This is a genomic window from Streptomyces zinciresistens K42 (assembly GCF_000225525.1).
In the GTDB taxonomy this organism is placed as follows: Bacteria; Actinomycetota; Actinomycetes; order Streptomycetales; family Streptomycetaceae; genus Streptomyces; species Streptomyces zinciresistens.
Map to the genome: position 1 here is coordinate 48,483 of NZ_AGBF01000009.1, position 14,294 is coordinate 62,776.

The window sequence follows — 14,294 nt, forward strand, 5'->3', positions numbered from 1 at the left end:
TAGTGGAAAATAACTGGCAAAAATCCTCTTTCTCGACGGACTCCGAGGGCAACTGCCTTGAGGTCGCCCCCCGGGGTGACGAGGTCCTCTTGCGCGAGAGCGACAACCCGGACGTGATCGTCACCACCACCAGAGCAAAACTCGCGGCCTTCCTGGCCGGCGCCAAGGCGGGGGAGTTCGACAACCTCGTCTAGATCACCCCGCGCTCCGCACGTGACCCCCTGCCGTCCCGGCTGGGGGTCACGTGCGTTCAGGTATCAATGATTCGCGTATGCCGTATCACTCGTTAGACGTCAAACTGTTGATACGGATCTGTATCTAGCGCTACCTTCCATCTGTGTCGCCGCGCTGGGCCCATGCACGGCAAGACGGTGCCGAGGGCGACGGCAACTCTCCCTGTCTTTGTGCTTGTCGGGGAGAGCCCCGAGAGGTGCCCCCTCCCGGCTTGCACGCCTTCACCGGGAGGGGAACACCGGTGACACCGCGGCAGGAGGGCACCAATGCGCGTGCCAGCCGACTCGGGCGAGCAGCGCGAGGCGAAAACCTCATGCGCCGCGCCGGCTGCCTGGACGCCGTCGCCGCACTACACCGCAGCGAGCCGTGCGGACACCCCGCAGCAGCAGCGAAAGGTGGGCCGAGCGGGTAGTTCGGCCGGCTGGCCAGTCCGCCCCGCATCCCGTCCATGCGACGCTCCCACTGACCTGTTGGAGGCTCGATGCACCAACTGATCGCAGGTCCGTTCCTCGACGAGTACCTCGTCCTACGCCCCGGCCGCGACGCCGCCATGCGGTTTCCGCTCATCGATGAGCCACTGCGGAGTGTCGCCGCCGACGCTCGCCGCTCTGCGGAGTTCGAGGTGTCGACTCGCTCATGACGGGGTGACCTACTGGCGCGAGCAAGTCCCGCAGGTCTGCACAGCTCTGCCCGTCGGCGTCTCCTCGTGGGCCGACGGGCAGAGCCGGGCCCGCGTCAGGCGTCGAGTACCTGCCCGGTCCGCTTCACGACCGGAGGGAGAACCGACCAAGGGAAGTTCACCCAGTCATCGGTGCGCTTCCACACGTACTCGCACTTCACGAGCGAGTGGGACTTCTCGTAGATCACGGCGGACCGCACCTCGGCGACGTGCTCCAGGCAGAAGTCGTGCACCAGCTTCAGCGTCTTGCCGGTGTCGGCGACGTCGTCGGCGATCAGCACCTTCTTGTCGGTGAAGTCGATCGCGTTGGGCACGGGCGCGAGCATGACCGGCATCTCCAGCGTCGTGCCCACGCCGGTGTAGAACTCCACGTTCACCAGGTGGAGGTTCTTGCAGTCCAGGGCGTACGCCAGCCCGCCGGCCACGAACACGCCGCCGCGGGCGATGCTGAGGACGACGTCCGGCTCGTACCCGTCGTCGGCGACGGCCTGCGCCAGCTCGCGGACGGCGTCGCCGAACCGCTCGTAGGACAGGTTCTCCCGCTCGCCCGCGCCGCTCACACCTGGGTCCGGTGGAAGTTCTGGAAGGAGCGGGACGCGGTGGGCCCGCGCTGGCCCTGGTACCGCGAGCCGTACCGGTCGCTGCCGTACGGGAACTCGGCCGGCGAGGTGAGCCGGAACATGCACAGCTGCCCGATCTTCATCCCCGGCCAGAGCTTGATCGGCAGTGTGGCGAGGTTGGACAGCTCAAGGGTGACGTGCCCGCTGAACCCCGGGTCGATGAACCCGGCCGTGGAGTGGGTCACGAGCCCGAGCCGCCCGAGCGAGGACTTCCCCTCCAGCCGCGAGGCGAGATCGTCGGGGAGCGTGATGACCTCGTACGTCGAGGCGAGGACGAACTCCCCGGGGTGCAGGATGAACGGCTCGTCGCCCTCCGGCTCCACCAGCCGCGTCAGATCGGCCTGCTCGATCGAGGGGTCGATGTGCGGGTACCGGTGGTTCTCGAACACCCGGAAGAAGCGGTCCAGCCGCACGTCGATGCTCGACGGCTGCACCATGGTCTGGTCGAAGGGATCGATCCGTACCCGCCCGGCGTCGATCTCGGCCCGGATGTCCTTGTCTGAGAGAAGCACGCCCCGAGGATACGCAAGGCGCGCGAACCGGTCGCCATCGACCGTCCCGCGCGCCCTCGTTACGACCGCTCGCGCGGCCCCGTCACCCCTTCCCGCGCGGCCTGGCTACCGCTTCTCCAACTGCACCGGCACCACACTGCGGAGCCGGGCGCACCGGGGACATCGGACGAGCCGTCCGGGGCCGAGGCGATCGGCCTGCTGCATCGGGAACGACGCGGTGCTGAACACGTGCCCATCGGCACACTGGACGACGGTGCGATCCATCAAGTCCTGTAGTCCCTTCCCCAAGGAGCCGCGTCCGGCTGCTGCCCGCCGGACGACGAGAGGCCACATTACGGGATCAAAGGGACGGCCCTCCAGGCGGCGCTCCGACCCGGCCGGCCCCCTCTTCGGCACCCCACGCTACGCCCCAACTCCGCCCGCCCGCACCCGCGTCCACTCCCTGAAAAGCAGGCGGGCCCCACGGCTTCAGCGCCGGGGGCCGGTCATGGGGTAGAGTGACGAGGCGATCGGACACCCCTTCCGAACACCACGGATCGGGCGTCTTACGCGGGTGTAGTTTAGTGGTAGAACATCAGCTTCCCAAGCTGAGAGTGCGAGTTCGATTCTCGTCACCCGCTCCATGATGAAACCCCAGGTCGGCGGCCTGGGGTTTGTTTGTTGTCTAGACCAATTCGAGGGTGTCGTGCCCTCCGTGTGCCCTAAGTCGAGGTAAAGCGGCCACTTCAGGGCACCCAAGGGCCACTTTGGGTCACCCGACTCTCGAACGTCTCAAATCGTGAGACGCATTTTGTGTGACCTGCGCCACCACTCCGCGCCGTGCCTGCGAAGTCGCTTACGCAAAGCTGCAGTTCACGATGCCCTGACGAACAGGTAGCGGCTGTCATACACGGGGCTGCACGCCGAGGTCGCCGAGCAGGCCGCGGATGCGGTCCTTGATCTCGTCGCGGATGGGGCGTATGGCGTCGACGCCCTGCCCTGCCGGGTCGTCCAACTTCCAGTCCAGGTACGTCTTGCCGGGGAAGACAGGGCACGTGTCCCCGCATCCCATGGTGATCACGACGTCCGACGCCTGGACGGCCTCGACGGTCAGGATCTTCGGAGTCTCGGCGGAGATGTCGATGCCGGCCTCGTTCATCGCCTCGACGACGGCAGGGTTGACCGTGTCGGCAGGTGCCGAGCCGGCCGAGCGGACCTCCACCGCGTCGCCGGCGAGGTGCATGAGGAAGGCCGCTGCCATCTGGGAGCGCCCGGCGTTGTGGACGCAGACGAAGAGGACGGAGGGCCGGTCGGCGGCAGGACTGCTCATGATGGCGTCTTCCTGGGGGGGTCAGGGAAGGGCGGGGGGCGGCGAGTTCAGGCTCGGCATGCACGGCGGCGGTACCGGCCTGTGCGGGAGCCGGGCGCCCGAAGACTGCCGCCACGAGCGCCAGTCCGAGTACGGCACCGACCACCTGTGCCGCTACGAAGGGGGCGACCGATCCAGGTGCGATGCCGGCGAACGTGTCCGTGAAGGCACGGCCGATCGTCACCGCCGGGTTCGCGAACGACGTTGAGGACGTGAACCAGTACGCGGCCCCGATGTACGACGCAACCGCGACCGGGGCGAAATGGGCACGGCCGACTCGGGCCAGCCCGAAGATCAGGAGGACGAGGCCGGCAGTGGCCACGATCTCGCCCAGCAGGAGGTGGCCGGCCGAGCGGTCGTGCGTCGACCACTGCACCAGCGGTCTGCCGAACATGGCGTCGGCCAGGACCGCACCCACTGTCGCTCCCGCGATCTGAGCCGGGACGTACGCGGCCACATCCCGGGCCGTGAGCCCCTCACCATCGCGGCGGCCGGTGAACCAGGCCGCAAGAGTGACGACAGGGTTGAAGTGAGCCCCGGAGACAGGCCCGAGCAGCACGATGAGCACGCCCAGGCCGAACACGGTGGCCAGCGAGTTGGCGAGCAATTGGACGGCGACGTCCCGGGACAGTTCGGTGGCCTGGATGCCGGAGCCGACCACCACCGCGACCAGCGCCGCCGAGCCGACGGCCTCGGCCAGGGCACGGCGCCACAGAGAGGCGCTCACGCGAGTGCCTCGACCGCGGTCGGCTTCTTCAGGACCACGGCGAGCCGATCGAGGGCCGTCGGCAGCACCCAGTAGTACACCCAGGTGCCACGACGCTCGCAGTCGATGAGACCGGCCTGGCGCAGGAGCTTGAGGTGGTGGGAGATCGTCGGCTGGGACAGGTCGAAGGCCGGGGTCAGCTCGCAGACGCAGACCTCGCCGCCCTCGCCGCGTGAGGCGATCATCGACAGCAGGCGCAGCCGGACCGGGTCACCCAGAGCCTTGAACACCTTCGCCAGCTCGGCCGCCTGGTCCTCGTCCAACGGCGCGGATGCCAGCCCCGGGCAGCAGGCGGCGTCCTGGCCGATCACCTCAAGCTCTTGTTTCGACATGCCTCTATGTTGACGTTTTTCGATCCAAGGCGCAAGGTTGCATCAACGAACTTCAATACAGGCCGATCCGGGCACCGCCATGCCCAGTCACCCAGGAGTGAAGTGATGAACGAGCAGTCCACCGACCTGCGCGAATCCGTCCGCCGGCGCTACGCCGCCGCAGCCGTGAAGGTCAGTGAGGGCGGCACCGCCTGTTGCGGGCCCGAGCCGGTCGAGGTCGACGAGAACTTCGGCTCCACGCTCTACGCCACCGACGAGCGCGACACCCTCCCCGCCGAGGCCGTCGCCGCCTCCCTCGGCTGCGGCAACCCGACCGCCGTGGCGGAACTGCGCGAGGGCGAGTACGTCCTCGACCTCGGCTCCGGCGGCGGCATCGACGTCCTGCTCTCCGCCCGCCGCGTCGGCCCGACCGGCAAGGCGTACGGGCTCGACATGACCGACGAGATGCTCGCCCTCGCTCTGGCCAACGCGCAGAAGGCGGGAGCCGCCAACGTCGAGTTCCTCAAGGGCACCATCGAGGCCATCCCACTGCCCGCCAACACCATCGACGTCGTCATCTCCAACTGCGTGATCAACCTGTCCGTCGACAAGCCCGCCGTCTTCGCCGAGACGTTCCGCGTGCTCAAGCCCGGCGGCCGTATCGGCGTCACCGACGTCGTCGCCGACGACACCCTCATGCCCAAGCAGCGCGCCGAACGCGGCGACTACGTTGGCTGCATCGCAGGCGCGCTGTCCTTCGCCGAGTACCGGGAAGGGCTCGAAGCCGCCGGGTTCACCGGCATCGAGATCACGCCCACCCACGCCGTCGCCGACGGGATGCACTCGGCCATCGTTCGCGCGGTCAAGCCCTCCACCACTGATGAGCCGGGCTCCTCGAACGCGGAGACGGGCGCGTGCTGCGGCATCGCCGCCTGCTGCACCTCGGACGAGCAGGCCACCGATCCCGCCACCACGGTGGCGGAAGCCAAGGCCGCCTCGGGGTGCGGTTGCCAGGGCTGACCAGCCCCTGTCGGACACTGTGACAGCGGACCGCCGACAACTGCGGTCGGCTGTGCGCTCAGCCGACGCGTGGGGTCGGGGCCTGCTCGACCCGACCCCACGCATTGACACCAGGGCTTCATGCCTCACGGGCGCTCTGCGCCCCGCCAGCATCTCGGAGTTGTGCGCGCACCTCGACGTCGATGCCATGCGCCAGCTTGCGCTGGTGCTTCGCCGTCGAGTGCTGGTAGATCAACTGGGCCCGCTCCGAGGACTGGCCGGCGCGGACCATGAGGTCCTTCAGCTTGGCGCCGGTGTCGGCGGCCAGGGTGTTGCCGGTGTGCCGGAGGTCGTAGAAGCGGAAGTTGTCCGCCATGCCGACTTTGGTCCTCGCCTTGCGCCACTTGCGGCCGAAGGTCGAGCGGCGGAAGGGGGCGCCCTTCTCACCGACGAACAGGAGGCCGTCCCGCTCCTTCTCCGCGAACCACTGCAGGTGGCGGCGCAATTCCGGGAGCAGGAAGTCGGGCAGGTAGACAGTGCGTTTGCCCGCGCGGGTCTTGGGGTCGCCGGTGACCCGTCTGCCGTTCGTCAGCTCGGGGGACGCGTGCGTGACGCGCAGCGCACATTCGTCGATATCGACACTGTGACGGCGCAGTTCGGCCAGCTCCTCCGGGCGGAGGGAGGCGAAGGCGCCGAGCAGGACCATCAGGCGCCAGCGCGGGCCCATGGCGTCGGCGAGGTCGAAGACCTGCTCGACGGTGGCGGTGGGGCGTTCGTCGGCCTCCTCCTTGCCCGCGCCCTTAATACGGCACGGGTTGCTGCGCAGGAGATCGTCGTCGACCGCCGTCTGCAGGATGCCCTTCAGCAGGCGGTACGACTTGGCGACCGTGGTGGCGCCGGTCGCCTTCAGGCGCTCGGCGCGCCATGTGCGGACGGAGGGCGGAGTGATCTCGTCCAGGTCCTTGCCGCCGAAGGTCGGCAGGAGGTGCAGGCGCAGCAGTCCGTCATAGCGGTCGACGGTGGTGAGGGCCAGGCCGCGCTCCTCCATCCAACGGAGTGCGTACTTCTCGAAGTTGACCGCACCGGCATCCGGATCGCGCCAGACGTTGCGCTCGATGTCGGCGCGGACGAGGTTGAGCCAGTCCTGGGCGTCGGACCTGGTCTCGAACGTCTCCGGTGCGGTGTACCGCTGGCCGTCAGGTCCGATGTAGCGGGCCTGCCACCGACCGGAGGCGAGCTTGCGCACCGTGCCGAACTCGCGCCGCCGCTGCGGCTTGCGTCCCGCCATCAGGCCGCCTTCCCGTAGCGGGCACGGACACGGCGCACCGGCTCGACGGTGCGCGCCTCGACGTACTCGGCGATCGCGCTTTCCGGGATGCGCACAGGGCGGCCGAGCTTCACGTAGCGGATGCGGCGCTCGGCGATCAGGCGACGGACGAAGCGCTCGCCTGTACCGAGCATTTCGCCGGCCTCGGCCACTGTCAGGAGGCGATCAGCCATTTGCGGTCACCTCCTGTGCGGTGCGAGCGGTGCGCTGGGAGCGGGGACGGGCAGGGGGTATTGCGGGTCGGCGCAAGGGCGACGGGTCCTTTACTCGGGGTGGTTCTGGGCAGCAGACCGTTCCTGCTGGCAGCGCTTGGCGTTACGCGGCGCGGGGCCCATGGAGGAGGGCCAGGGGCGAGACCCGGAGGGCCTGGGCGAGGGCGACTAGGTCGTCGATGTCGCAACGGCGTTGGGCACGTTCGATGCGAGACAGCATCGTGTTGGTCATCGGGCGGCCGAGGGCGGTGACGCGGGCGGCAAGCTCGCGCTGGGCGAGGCCGCGTTCGGTGCGGAGGATTTCGATGGTGCGGGCGGTCCGTATTCCGGCCGTGCCGATTTCCAGGGATCGTGCTGCCATGGCTCCATTTGTAGCTTGCATTCGCCGGTTTGGTTAACCGGCGATCGTCGGCTATGTTGCGCCGGGCCGACGGCCGGGGCTTACTTCTGGGCTGGGTTCCGGATGTCCGGTTGGCGGCGTCTTCGCCAGCCGGATGACACGCTCTGACGTGGGGTGTTGTGTTGTAGCTTGCGCTCGCAGCGGGAGTCAACGGTCTCCCGACGTGATGCTTCTGGCTTTAGCTGACGGACCATTATTTCGGCAACCGCCGATTCGGGTTTATGGTTTTGGTGATGCCTCGCAGCACACGTTCGCCGTCAGCTGTCTGATTTCCCGGCGAAATGCTGGACTTGTGCGGCATGCATGTGGCTGTCTTGGCCTCGATTCTTCAGTGGTCGTGAGTGCGTGAGCGGGCAGTCGGTTCGCCCTGTTTGTTCCGCGTGATCGCGGGTGGGGCCTTCGCGTGTCGCTGCGGCTGCGCCGGGGTTCCACGGCTCCCGGAGGGTGTTGGTCCTGCTCCTTCCTGGTCTTCGTCGGGTCTGGCTGCCGGTCGTCAGGTGATGGCCGGGAGTGCGGTCAGCCGCTGCCAGCAGGTGGTGAAGGCGGTCGCCCAGGGCCAGGTCCGCTCGATCCGGAGCCATCGGCGGCGGGCGTGGTCGGCGAGTCGGGCGGGCAGGTGGTAGAGGCGGAAACGCATGGTGTCAGGCTCGGCGTCGGCCAGGTCTTCGATGTCGTGCAGGGCCAGCAGTCGCACCCAGGCGTCGAGATCGGCGGCGATGTTCGCGGCGAGCATCCAGCCGCGGTTGACCTCCCACGATTGCGAGGGCAGGTTGTCCAGCCCCATCGCTTTGTTGGTGCGTACCCGGTCTTCCACACCTGCGTGGGAGCGGTGCAGCACGTCCAGGAACTGTGCGTGGCCCGACCCGGCGATGCCCCACATGTGGCGGATGTTGGTCGCGGTGATGCAATACCGCCAGCCGGTCTTCTTCTCGAACGCGGTCAGCTTCTTCAGGTGCCGCCGGGCCGGACGGACCCGGCGCACGATCAGCCGCATCCCTTCTGGCCAGCCCCCGCGGGTGTTCAGGCCGGTCAGCTCGGCGACGAAGTAGCCCTCCTGGACGCTGCCGTCTGGGTGCACGGAGGTCTCCCAGGCCATCCCGGGTAGGCGGGCGATGGCCTTCTCGTCGTCTTCGGTGATCTTCCAGCCGACGGTGTAACGGACCGTGCGCCGTGCGGTGTTCAGGGCTTCGAGGTGTTCCAGCAGCCCGTGGGTGGCCCCGGCCCCGTCCACCCGGACGAGGATCTTCGCGGCCGAGGAGCCGGGGATCTGCGCGAGGGCATCGGTGAGAACGGCGATGTGGTCGGTCACCGTGTTCGCTCCGGAGTTCCCCGGCCGCAGGAGCATGGCCAGGGACTCGGTGGTGTTGGCACACCACGCGGCCAGCGGATGGAATCCGAACGTCTTTTTGAAAGTGACCGCTGCTCCGGTCTTCTTCGAGGCGGAGGTGATGATGGTGGCGTCGAGGTCGATGACGATCCAGCCGGTCAGCCGCTTGCCTGCCACGGTCACCCAGGGGAAGCCGCCCGGCCGCAGATGCAGCAAGCTCCACACGTGCCGGCGCACCCGCGCCCGCACCTTTGCGATCTTCGCCAGAGTGGCCTCATCGAGTGCCGCCAGCGTGCGGCGGGCAGTGGAGTCTGAGGCCGCGGCCCCGAACAACGGCCGATGATGTAACTGGAGCTGCTCGGCCTCCGACAGGTTCTCGGCCCCGAGCACGATCGCGACGGCCAGGTGCACCAGCACCGCTGCACGGTTCCGCCAGCTGGCCACCGTGCTGGACGGCAGTATCTTCGCCAGCGCCCCCGTCAGTCCCGTGCGGTCCGCGCATCGGCGCAGCAGCACCGCCCCGGCATGCCCGATCAGCCTCTTGCCGTCAGCCATCACCGACAGCCGACGGTCCCACCCTGTACGCTCAACCACCAGAAAGGTGCCTTGCTCTCTGCAGCGGATATGACTTCGACACTCACATCCTTGCAGGTCAACGGCACCTTTCTGCTATCGGGGCGTCAGATCACCCAATTCCGCTGAATACCCAGGGTTGGCTATACGACGCCACCAGCCCTCCGCCGCGCCTTCGGACCGGGGCTGTGCGCCACCCCCCTTCCCCCGCACCGCCCGACGAGGGCGGCCACACCGCCACGCCCTCACCTAGGAGCCGCCGCCCGATGAGCTACGACGCCCGCGAATGGGTGTGGGACCACAGCCGCAGCAAAGGCACCGCTCGCATGGTCCTCGCCCTGATCGCCGACCGGTGCCGCGACCGGCACTGCGTCGCGTACGCGTCCGTGCCCACCCTCATGAAACGCGCCAATGCCTCCCGCACCGCCGTGCGCGATGCCCTGGCCAAGTTGATCGACAGCGGCGAACTCGTGCCGCTCGCCGGCCGCAAGGGACCACGGGGCGAGACGTACTACCTCCTCCCGGTCGCCGCCCGGTTCCTCGGCGAGCAGGCCGCGGAGGGCGACCGGAATCCGGCTCCCCAAGGGGGTCAGATTCCGACCCTCGGGGGGCCGGAATCCGACCCGGTCGAGTCCTTCGAGGGGGGATCGGAATCCGACCCCGGGGAACAGAATCCGGCCCCCAGGGGGTACGGATTCCGACCCGGAGGGGGTGCAGATTCCGACCCCCAGAACAGAAGAGAACCGAAGGTGAACGGTAAGAGCAGCAGCTCCGCCCCGCTCATCTCCGCCATCGAGTGGCAGATCGACGACGACGCCCGTGCCTGGCTGCAGCACCACGGCCACCTCGACCGCCTCGGCGAGGAGGCGCTGCACGCCGCCGACGAGAAGTGGCGCACCTACCGGGCTGCCTGGGCGTCTCGCACCGCCGCCGCGTGGACGGCCGACTGGCGCGCGTGGATCGCCCGCGAGCACACCCCCGCCCCTGGCCGCCCCAACCTGTACGCCGTGCCCGGCGGCCCGCCCACCCCAACCACCGGCATGACGCGCTCCGAGGCGCACATGGCCGCCCTGCTCGCCGCCCTCGACGAACCGACCGGAACGGAGTAACCCGCCCTTTGGACCGACGCGAAGTCGCCGCTGTCCTCGCCTACACCGGCCGCCTCGACCCCCGCACCATCCGCACCGGCACGGGCGAGGCCCGTGACCAGATCGCCCAGTGGCAGGAACTGCTCGACGACGTGCCGTTCGCCACCGACCACGGCTGGGACGTCCGCGAGGCGATACGGTCCCACGTCCTCGACTCGCCGTACCCGATCCTGCCCGTGGACATCGCCCGCAGATGGCGCGCCCACCGGCGCGACCGCCTCAACCGGCACACCGACCCCACACCCGCTGCCGACCCCGACGATCCGGCCGCCTGGCGAGCCGAGCTGCTCCGGTCCCGCAACGCGGTCGCCGCCGGCCAGGCCGCCCCTTCGACGCATCGGCAGATCGCCGGCAGTTGCCGGCCTCGCGACGTCGAGGAGCGGCTGCGCGAGCTCGGGTCGTGCATCCCACCGGCCGTACGCGCCGAACTCGCCCGCTACCGTCCGACCCGCGCCGCGCGCGACGCCGCCGTCACCGAGGGCCTACCCGATGCGCTCGGCGTCCGGTGCGACTGGTGCCACGCACCCGTGGGCTCCCCGTGCCGTCGACGCAGGGCGAGCCCCGACGGAACCGCCCGGGGCAACGCCGTACGAGCGACTCCCCACCCGTCACGCGTCGACCTCGCCGCTACCCGGGACAGGCCGACACCGAGCTGCGTGACGGGGACCGGTTTCGCGCCTCGCGGCAGCTATGTGGGGATACGACCGTCGGTCCCCGCACCGCGTACACCGCCCCGACGAAACTTTGGGGACGGTGTCGCGGGGACGGTGCCGACGACTACCGGGGACCGATCCCCTCTGAAACCGCAGGTCAGAGGGCCTTTCATGCCGTCCCCAGAGCGTCCCCAGAACGGGGACCGTCCCCACAGCGGCCCCTTCGGGACCGGGACCGCGCTACGGAAAGGGGACCGTCCCCGTGACGACGCGTCAGGGGAACCGTCCCCGTGACGAAGCGTCACATCCTCGTCCCCAAGCGTCTGGGGACGGTGCACCGCAGCGCTATGTGGACCGGTCTCCGTCCCCTCTCGTTTCAACCACAGCCCTCGCTCGGACAGCGCCTATCTCGGTCGCCTGTCCAGACCTCAGCCCACCACCGCTGAACTGCTCCGGCCGCTGCCCTCGCACGGCAACTCAGCGGCGCTCCCTACCGAACACATCCAGGAGAAGCACACGTGCACGACCGACACCACGAACACACCAACCAGCAGGAGACGCCCATCGCCTCAGACAACCGCGCAGCAAGGTATCCCGCTGGACCGTCCACAGGCCGGTTCCACGGGGAAGCCTCCGCCCCAGGGGTGGCGGAGGCACTCGGGCACCAGGGGGTGCCCGAGGAGGAGAAGCAACACTCTGACGCCGAGCCCGTCGCCGTTGCCGTGCCCCTGCCGCGCGCCGCCGAAGCAGCCGCTCTGCATCGAGTCGCCCAACGCCGCAAACCCGACCCAGGCGGCCGGCGCAAGAAGCGCGTCGATGCCCGTTACAGCGTTGAGGAGAGGGACGCAATCCGTGCCAAGGCCACGTCGCTGAACCTGAGCGGCGCTCACTACGTCGCCGCCGTCACCCTGGCCCACGTTGAAGGTGACCTCACTGTGCCCGGCCAACGCACCCAGCTGGACGACTACATCGACGAGCTGACCGCCCTGCGCGAGCAGGTCGCCACCATCGGCCGCAACGTCAACCAGATCGCCAAGAAGCTCAACTCCGGCGGCCATCCACAACCTGGGGACAGTGCCCTCCTCGCCCAGACCGACCGCACTCTGGACGCCGTCGGCGCTGCAGTGCGCCACATCGCGGCAGCTGCGAACCAGGCCGTCAGCCACAAGGCGGCCCGATGATCGCGAAGATCAGCGGCGGCAAGGACACCGCCGGCCTGATCCGCTACCTGTTCGACACCAAGAAGGCCAAGGACCACACCGACCCGCACCTGGTGGCCTCCTGGGACGGCTTCGCCCCCGACCCCGGCCGCGCCGACGACTTCGACGCCACGAAGAGGCTCCTGGTGGCCGACCTCGACCTGCACGTCAAGCAGGCCCGGCGGCTCGGCCGCGCACCCGAGAAACACACGTGGCACTGCTCCATCCGCGCCGCCCCCGAAGACCGCATCCTCAGCGACGAGGAGTGGGCCGACATCGCCCGCCGCGTCGTCGCCGCCACCGGCATTGCACCCGACGGCGATCCGGACGGCTGCCGATGGGTCGCCGTCCGCCACGCCCCCGACCACATCCACATCGCCGCCACCAAAGTCCGGGCGGACCTGCGCACCGCACGCCACTGGAACGACTACCTCACCGCCGACCGCGAACTCGTCGCCATCGAGAAGGAATACGGCCTCCACCAAGTCGTCCGCGGGGACCGCACCGCCGCCAAACGCCCCACCCGCGCCGAGCAGGAAAAGGCCCGCCGCCAAGGACGCAAGACAACCTCCCGCGAACAACTGCGCACCACCGTCCACCAGCTGGTGTCCATCGCCGCCAGCCCGGAAGAGTTCCTCCACCTCCTCGACGGCGTCGACGGCATACGCGTCGACGTCCAGCACTTCCCCTCCGGGGACATACGCGGCTACAAGGTCGCCCTCGAAGGCGACACCAACGCCGCAGGCGAGCCGGTCTGGTTCTCCGGCTCCCAACTCGCCCCCGACCTGTCCTTCCCCAAAATCGCCGAACGCCTCACCGGCATCGAACCCCCACCAGCCACAGAGCCGGGCAGCCGACGTAGGCCAAACCCCTGGCACCAGGCCACCGCGGCGGCCGAACGCATCCCCCACCACCTCGACCAGGCCGAAGACACCGTGGCCCAGGCACACATCGCGGCCTTCGCCGAGGCCCTCGACGTCCTGCCGCTCCTCGCCCCCGACCACCTGCGAGCACAGCTCCAGCAGGCCGCCCTCTCGTTCGAACGCGCCTCCCGCTCCCGCATCCGCGCTCAGCAGGACCAGGCCCGCGCCCTGCGCGGCGCCGTACGAGCACTGCGCACCGCACCGGTCACCGGTGACGGGAGCGGACTGACGATGTTCCTCGACATCGCCGTCCTGGTCGTCATCGCCACCACCCGCTGGCACCAGACCCGCCACCACGACCAACAAGTCGCCGCCGCCCACCAGACCCTGATCCACCTCCAAGCGGCCTACGAGCACGCAGCCGCTCAGCCACTGGCCGCCCTGGCCCAGCGCAAGCCACCCACCCACATCGTGGAACACCACGCCCAGCACATACGAACCGTCCTGCCCGACCACGCCGAGCGGATCCTCGACGACCCCGCCTGGCCGGCACTGGTCGCCGCCCTCACCCAAGCCGAGACCGCCGGCCACGACCCCCGCCAGCTCCTCCAGCACGCCGCCCGACAGCGCTCACTGGACGACGCTCGCTCACCTGCCAGAACCCTGACCTGGCGCATCCAACGCCTCGGTGAACGCCACATACCCGGCCCACGAGCCCAGGCACCCAATGCTCAGCATGCCGCGGTGCACCCCGCCGCTCCGCAGCAGCCGCAGGCGCGGCGGCGCTGATCACCCTTGCGCCCGGCCGCCATCCGACCTGGGTGCCTGGGGTTTGCGGTGTTTGCCGGTGCCGGAGCCCAGCGGCTTCGGCACCGGCCCTTGGAGTGGTGACGGCTCGTTGCTCTCCGGGTACAGGATCGCTTTGGCCTCGGCCAGATTGGCGGCGAATCCGTGCGGCTCCCACGTGTGCCCGTTCCACCGCTCGATGGCGCGGGGCGCATCCGGATTCAGATGCGATGCCCGGGGCCCGTCGCCGGGCACGACGGGCACGGCGCGAAGTCGGCCGATCTTCGCGTCACGGCGTTCCGCCCAGTTCTTCAGCGGCTCGTCGTCCATCCTGGCG

General features: G+C 69.3%; 14 protein-coding genes, 1 tRNA gene and 2 pseudogenes. 7 read left to right on the forward strand and 10 right to left on the reverse strand.

Features of this window, described 5'->3' with window-relative positions; all coding sequences use genetic code 11:
* Positions 1–2 precede the first annotated feature (2 nt).
* Positions 3–194, forward strand: a complete 192-nt coding sequence (locus tag SZN_RS05490) for a DUF397 domain-containing protein (RefSeq protein ID WP_043728491.1) — start codon at positions 3–5, stop codon at positions 192–194.
* Between the two features lie 775 nt (positions 195–969).
* On the opposite strand, the gene SZN_RS05495 is transcribed toward SZN_RS05490, so the two are convergent.
* Together SZN_RS05495 and dcd are read right to left on the reverse strand one after the other, a co-directional pair.
* On the reverse strand, positions 970–1,473 hold the full coding sequence (locus SZN_RS05495; protein WP_007492193.1) for a phosphoribosyltransferase: 504 nt from the start codon (positions 1,471–1,473) through the stop codon (positions 970–972).
* Positions 1,470–2,045: a dCTP deaminase gene (gene dcd / locus SZN_RS05500; protein WP_007492194.1), complete on the reverse strand. Its 576-nt coding sequence runs from the start codon at positions 2,043–2,045 to the stop codon at positions 1,470–1,472. The genes SZN_RS05495 and dcd overlap by 4 nt, the downstream gene beginning before the upstream one ends.
* Positions 2,046–2,594: 549 nt before the next feature.
* Between dcd and SZN_RS05505 the strand changes: the two genes are divergently transcribed.
* A tRNA-Gly gene (locus SZN_RS05505) sits at positions 2,595–2,668 on the forward strand.
* Between the two features lie 260 nt (positions 2,669–2,928).
* Here the strand turns inward: SZN_RS05505 and SZN_RS05510 are convergent.
* The 3 genes and pseudogenes from SZN_RS05510 to SZN_RS05520 form a co-directional block, all read right to left on the reverse strand.
* Positions 2,929–3,354, reverse strand: coding sequence for an arsenate reductase ArsC (locus tag SZN_RS05510; protein WP_043728494.1), 426 nt, complete (start codon positions 3,352–3,354; stop codon positions 2,929–2,931).
* A gap of 73 nt (positions 3,355–3,427) precedes the next feature.
* Positions 3,428–4,120 (reverse strand): annotated as a pseudogene (locus SZN_RS38260) (aquaporin); the annotation flags it as partial.
* Positions 4,117–4,491, reverse strand: coding sequence for an ArsR/SmtB family transcription factor (locus tag SZN_RS05520; protein WP_078508457.1), 375 nt, complete (start codon positions 4,489–4,491; stop codon positions 4,117–4,119). The pseudogene SZN_RS38260 and the gene SZN_RS05520, both read right to left, overlap by 4 nt.
* A gap of 105 nt (positions 4,492–4,596) precedes the next feature.
* On the opposite strand from SZN_RS05520, the gene arsM reads away from it, so the two are divergent.
* Complete coding sequence (gene arsM / locus SZN_RS05525) at positions 4,597–5,490, forward strand: arsenite methyltransferase (RefSeq protein ID WP_007492199.1); 894 nt, start codon at positions 4,597–4,599, stop codon at positions 5,488–5,490.
* Between the two features lie 118 nt (positions 5,491–5,608).
* Here the strand turns inward: arsM and SZN_RS05530 are convergent, their stop codons facing one another.
* From SZN_RS05530 to SZN_RS05545, 4 genes are all read right to left on the reverse strand, one after another.
* On the reverse strand, positions 5,609–6,757 hold the full coding sequence (locus SZN_RS05530; RefSeq protein WP_007492201.1) for a tyrosine-type recombinase/integrase: 1,149 nt from the start codon (positions 6,755–6,757) through the stop codon (positions 5,609–5,611).
* Positions 6,757–6,969 carry a helix-turn-helix domain-containing protein gene (locus SZN_RS05535; protein WP_007492203.1) on the reverse strand — a complete coding sequence of 71 codons (213 nt, stop codon included), beginning with the start codon at positions 6,967–6,969 and terminating at the stop codon, positions 6,757–6,759. The genes SZN_RS05530 and SZN_RS05535 overlap by 1 nt, the downstream gene beginning before the upstream one ends.
* Positions 6,970–7,111: 142 nt before the next feature.
* Positions 7,112–7,369: a helix-turn-helix domain-containing protein gene (locus SZN_RS05540; protein WP_007492205.1), complete on the reverse strand. Its 258-nt coding sequence runs from the start codon at positions 7,367–7,369 to the stop codon at positions 7,112–7,114.
* Positions 7,370–7,901: 532 nt separating this feature from the next.
* Positions 7,902–9,329: an IS1380 family transposase gene (locus SZN_RS05545; protein ID WP_279627009.1), complete on the reverse strand. Its 1,428-nt coding sequence runs from the start codon at positions 9,327–9,329 to the stop codon at positions 7,902–7,904.
* Between the two features lie 245 nt (positions 9,330–9,574).
* On the opposite strand from SZN_RS05545, the gene SZN_RS05550 reads away from it, so the two are divergent.
* The 4 genes and pseudogenes from SZN_RS05550 to SZN_RS05560 all read left to right on the forward strand — a co-directional run bounded on the left by SZN_RS05550 (position 9,575) and on the right by SZN_RS05560 (position 13,960).
* Positions 9,575–10,417 carry a hypothetical protein gene (locus tag SZN_RS05550; RefSeq protein ID WP_007492209.1) on the forward strand — a complete coding sequence of 281 codons (843 nt, stop codon included), beginning with the start codon at positions 9,575–9,577 and terminating at the stop codon, positions 10,415–10,417.
* An 8-nt stretch (positions 10,418–10,425) separates the two neighbouring features.
* Positions 10,426–11,091 (forward strand): annotated as a pseudogene (locus tag SZN_RS42325) (zinc finger domain-containing protein); the annotation flags it as partial.
* Between the two features lie 662 nt (positions 11,092–11,753).
* Positions 11,754–12,290 carry a plasmid mobilization protein gene (locus tag SZN_RS43440; protein WP_007492210.1) on the forward strand — a complete coding sequence of 179 codons (537 nt, stop codon included), beginning with the start codon at positions 11,754–11,756 and terminating at the stop codon, positions 12,288–12,290.
* Positions 12,287–13,960, forward strand: coding sequence for a relaxase/mobilization nuclease domain-containing protein (locus SZN_RS05560; RefSeq protein WP_007492211.1), 1,674 nt, complete (start codon positions 12,287–12,289; stop codon positions 13,958–13,960). The genes SZN_RS43440 and SZN_RS05560 overlap by 4 nt, the downstream gene beginning before the upstream one ends.
* Here the strand turns inward: SZN_RS05560 and SZN_RS05565 are convergent, their stop codons facing one another.
* On the reverse strand, positions 13,961–14,287 hold the full coding sequence (locus SZN_RS05565) for a DUF6087 family protein (protein WP_007492219.1): 327 nt from the start codon (positions 14,285–14,287) through the stop codon (positions 13,961–13,963).
* Positions 14,288–14,294 lie beyond the last annotated feature (7 nt).

What these genes read in the sequence shown, in the direction of transcription:
- SZN_RS05510 (WP_043728494.1), bottom strand. Translation starts at nt 3,354, where the DNA reads ATGAGCAGTCCTGCCGCCGACCGGCCCTCCGTCCTCTTCGTCTGCGTC.
- SZN_RS05520 (WP_078508457.1), bottom strand. Translation starts at nt 4,491, where the DNA reads ATGTCGAAACAAGAGCTTGAGGTGATCGGCCAGGACGCCGCCTGCTGC.
- arsM (WP_007492199.1), top strand. Translation starts at nt 4,597, where the DNA reads ATGAACGAGCAGTCCACCGACCTGCGCGAATCCGTCCGCCGGCGCTAC.
- SZN_RS05530 (WP_007492201.1), bottom strand. Translation starts at nt 6,757, where the DNA reads ATGGCGGGACGCAAGCCGCAGCGGCGGCGCGAGTTCGGCACGGTGCGC.
- SZN_RS05535 (WP_007492203.1), bottom strand. Translation starts at nt 6,969, where the DNA reads ATGGCTGATCGCCTCCTGACAGTGGCCGAGGCCGGCGAAATGCTCGGT.
- SZN_RS05540 (WP_007492205.1), bottom strand. Translation starts at nt 7,369, where the DNA reads ATGGCAGCACGATCCCTGGAAATCGGCACGGCCGGAATACGGACCGCC.
- SZN_RS05550 (WP_007492209.1), top strand. Translation starts at nt 9,575, where the DNA reads ATGAGCTACGACGCCCGCGAATGGGTGTGGGACCACAGCCGCAGCAAA.
- SZN_RS05560 (WP_007492211.1), top strand. Translation starts at nt 12,287, where the DNA reads ATGATCGCGAAGATCAGCGGCGGCAAGGACACCGCCGGCCTGATCCGC.
- SZN_RS05565 (WP_007492219.1), bottom strand. Translation starts at nt 14,287, where the DNA reads ATGGACGACGAGCCGCTGAAGAACTGGGCGGAACGCCGTGACGCGAAG.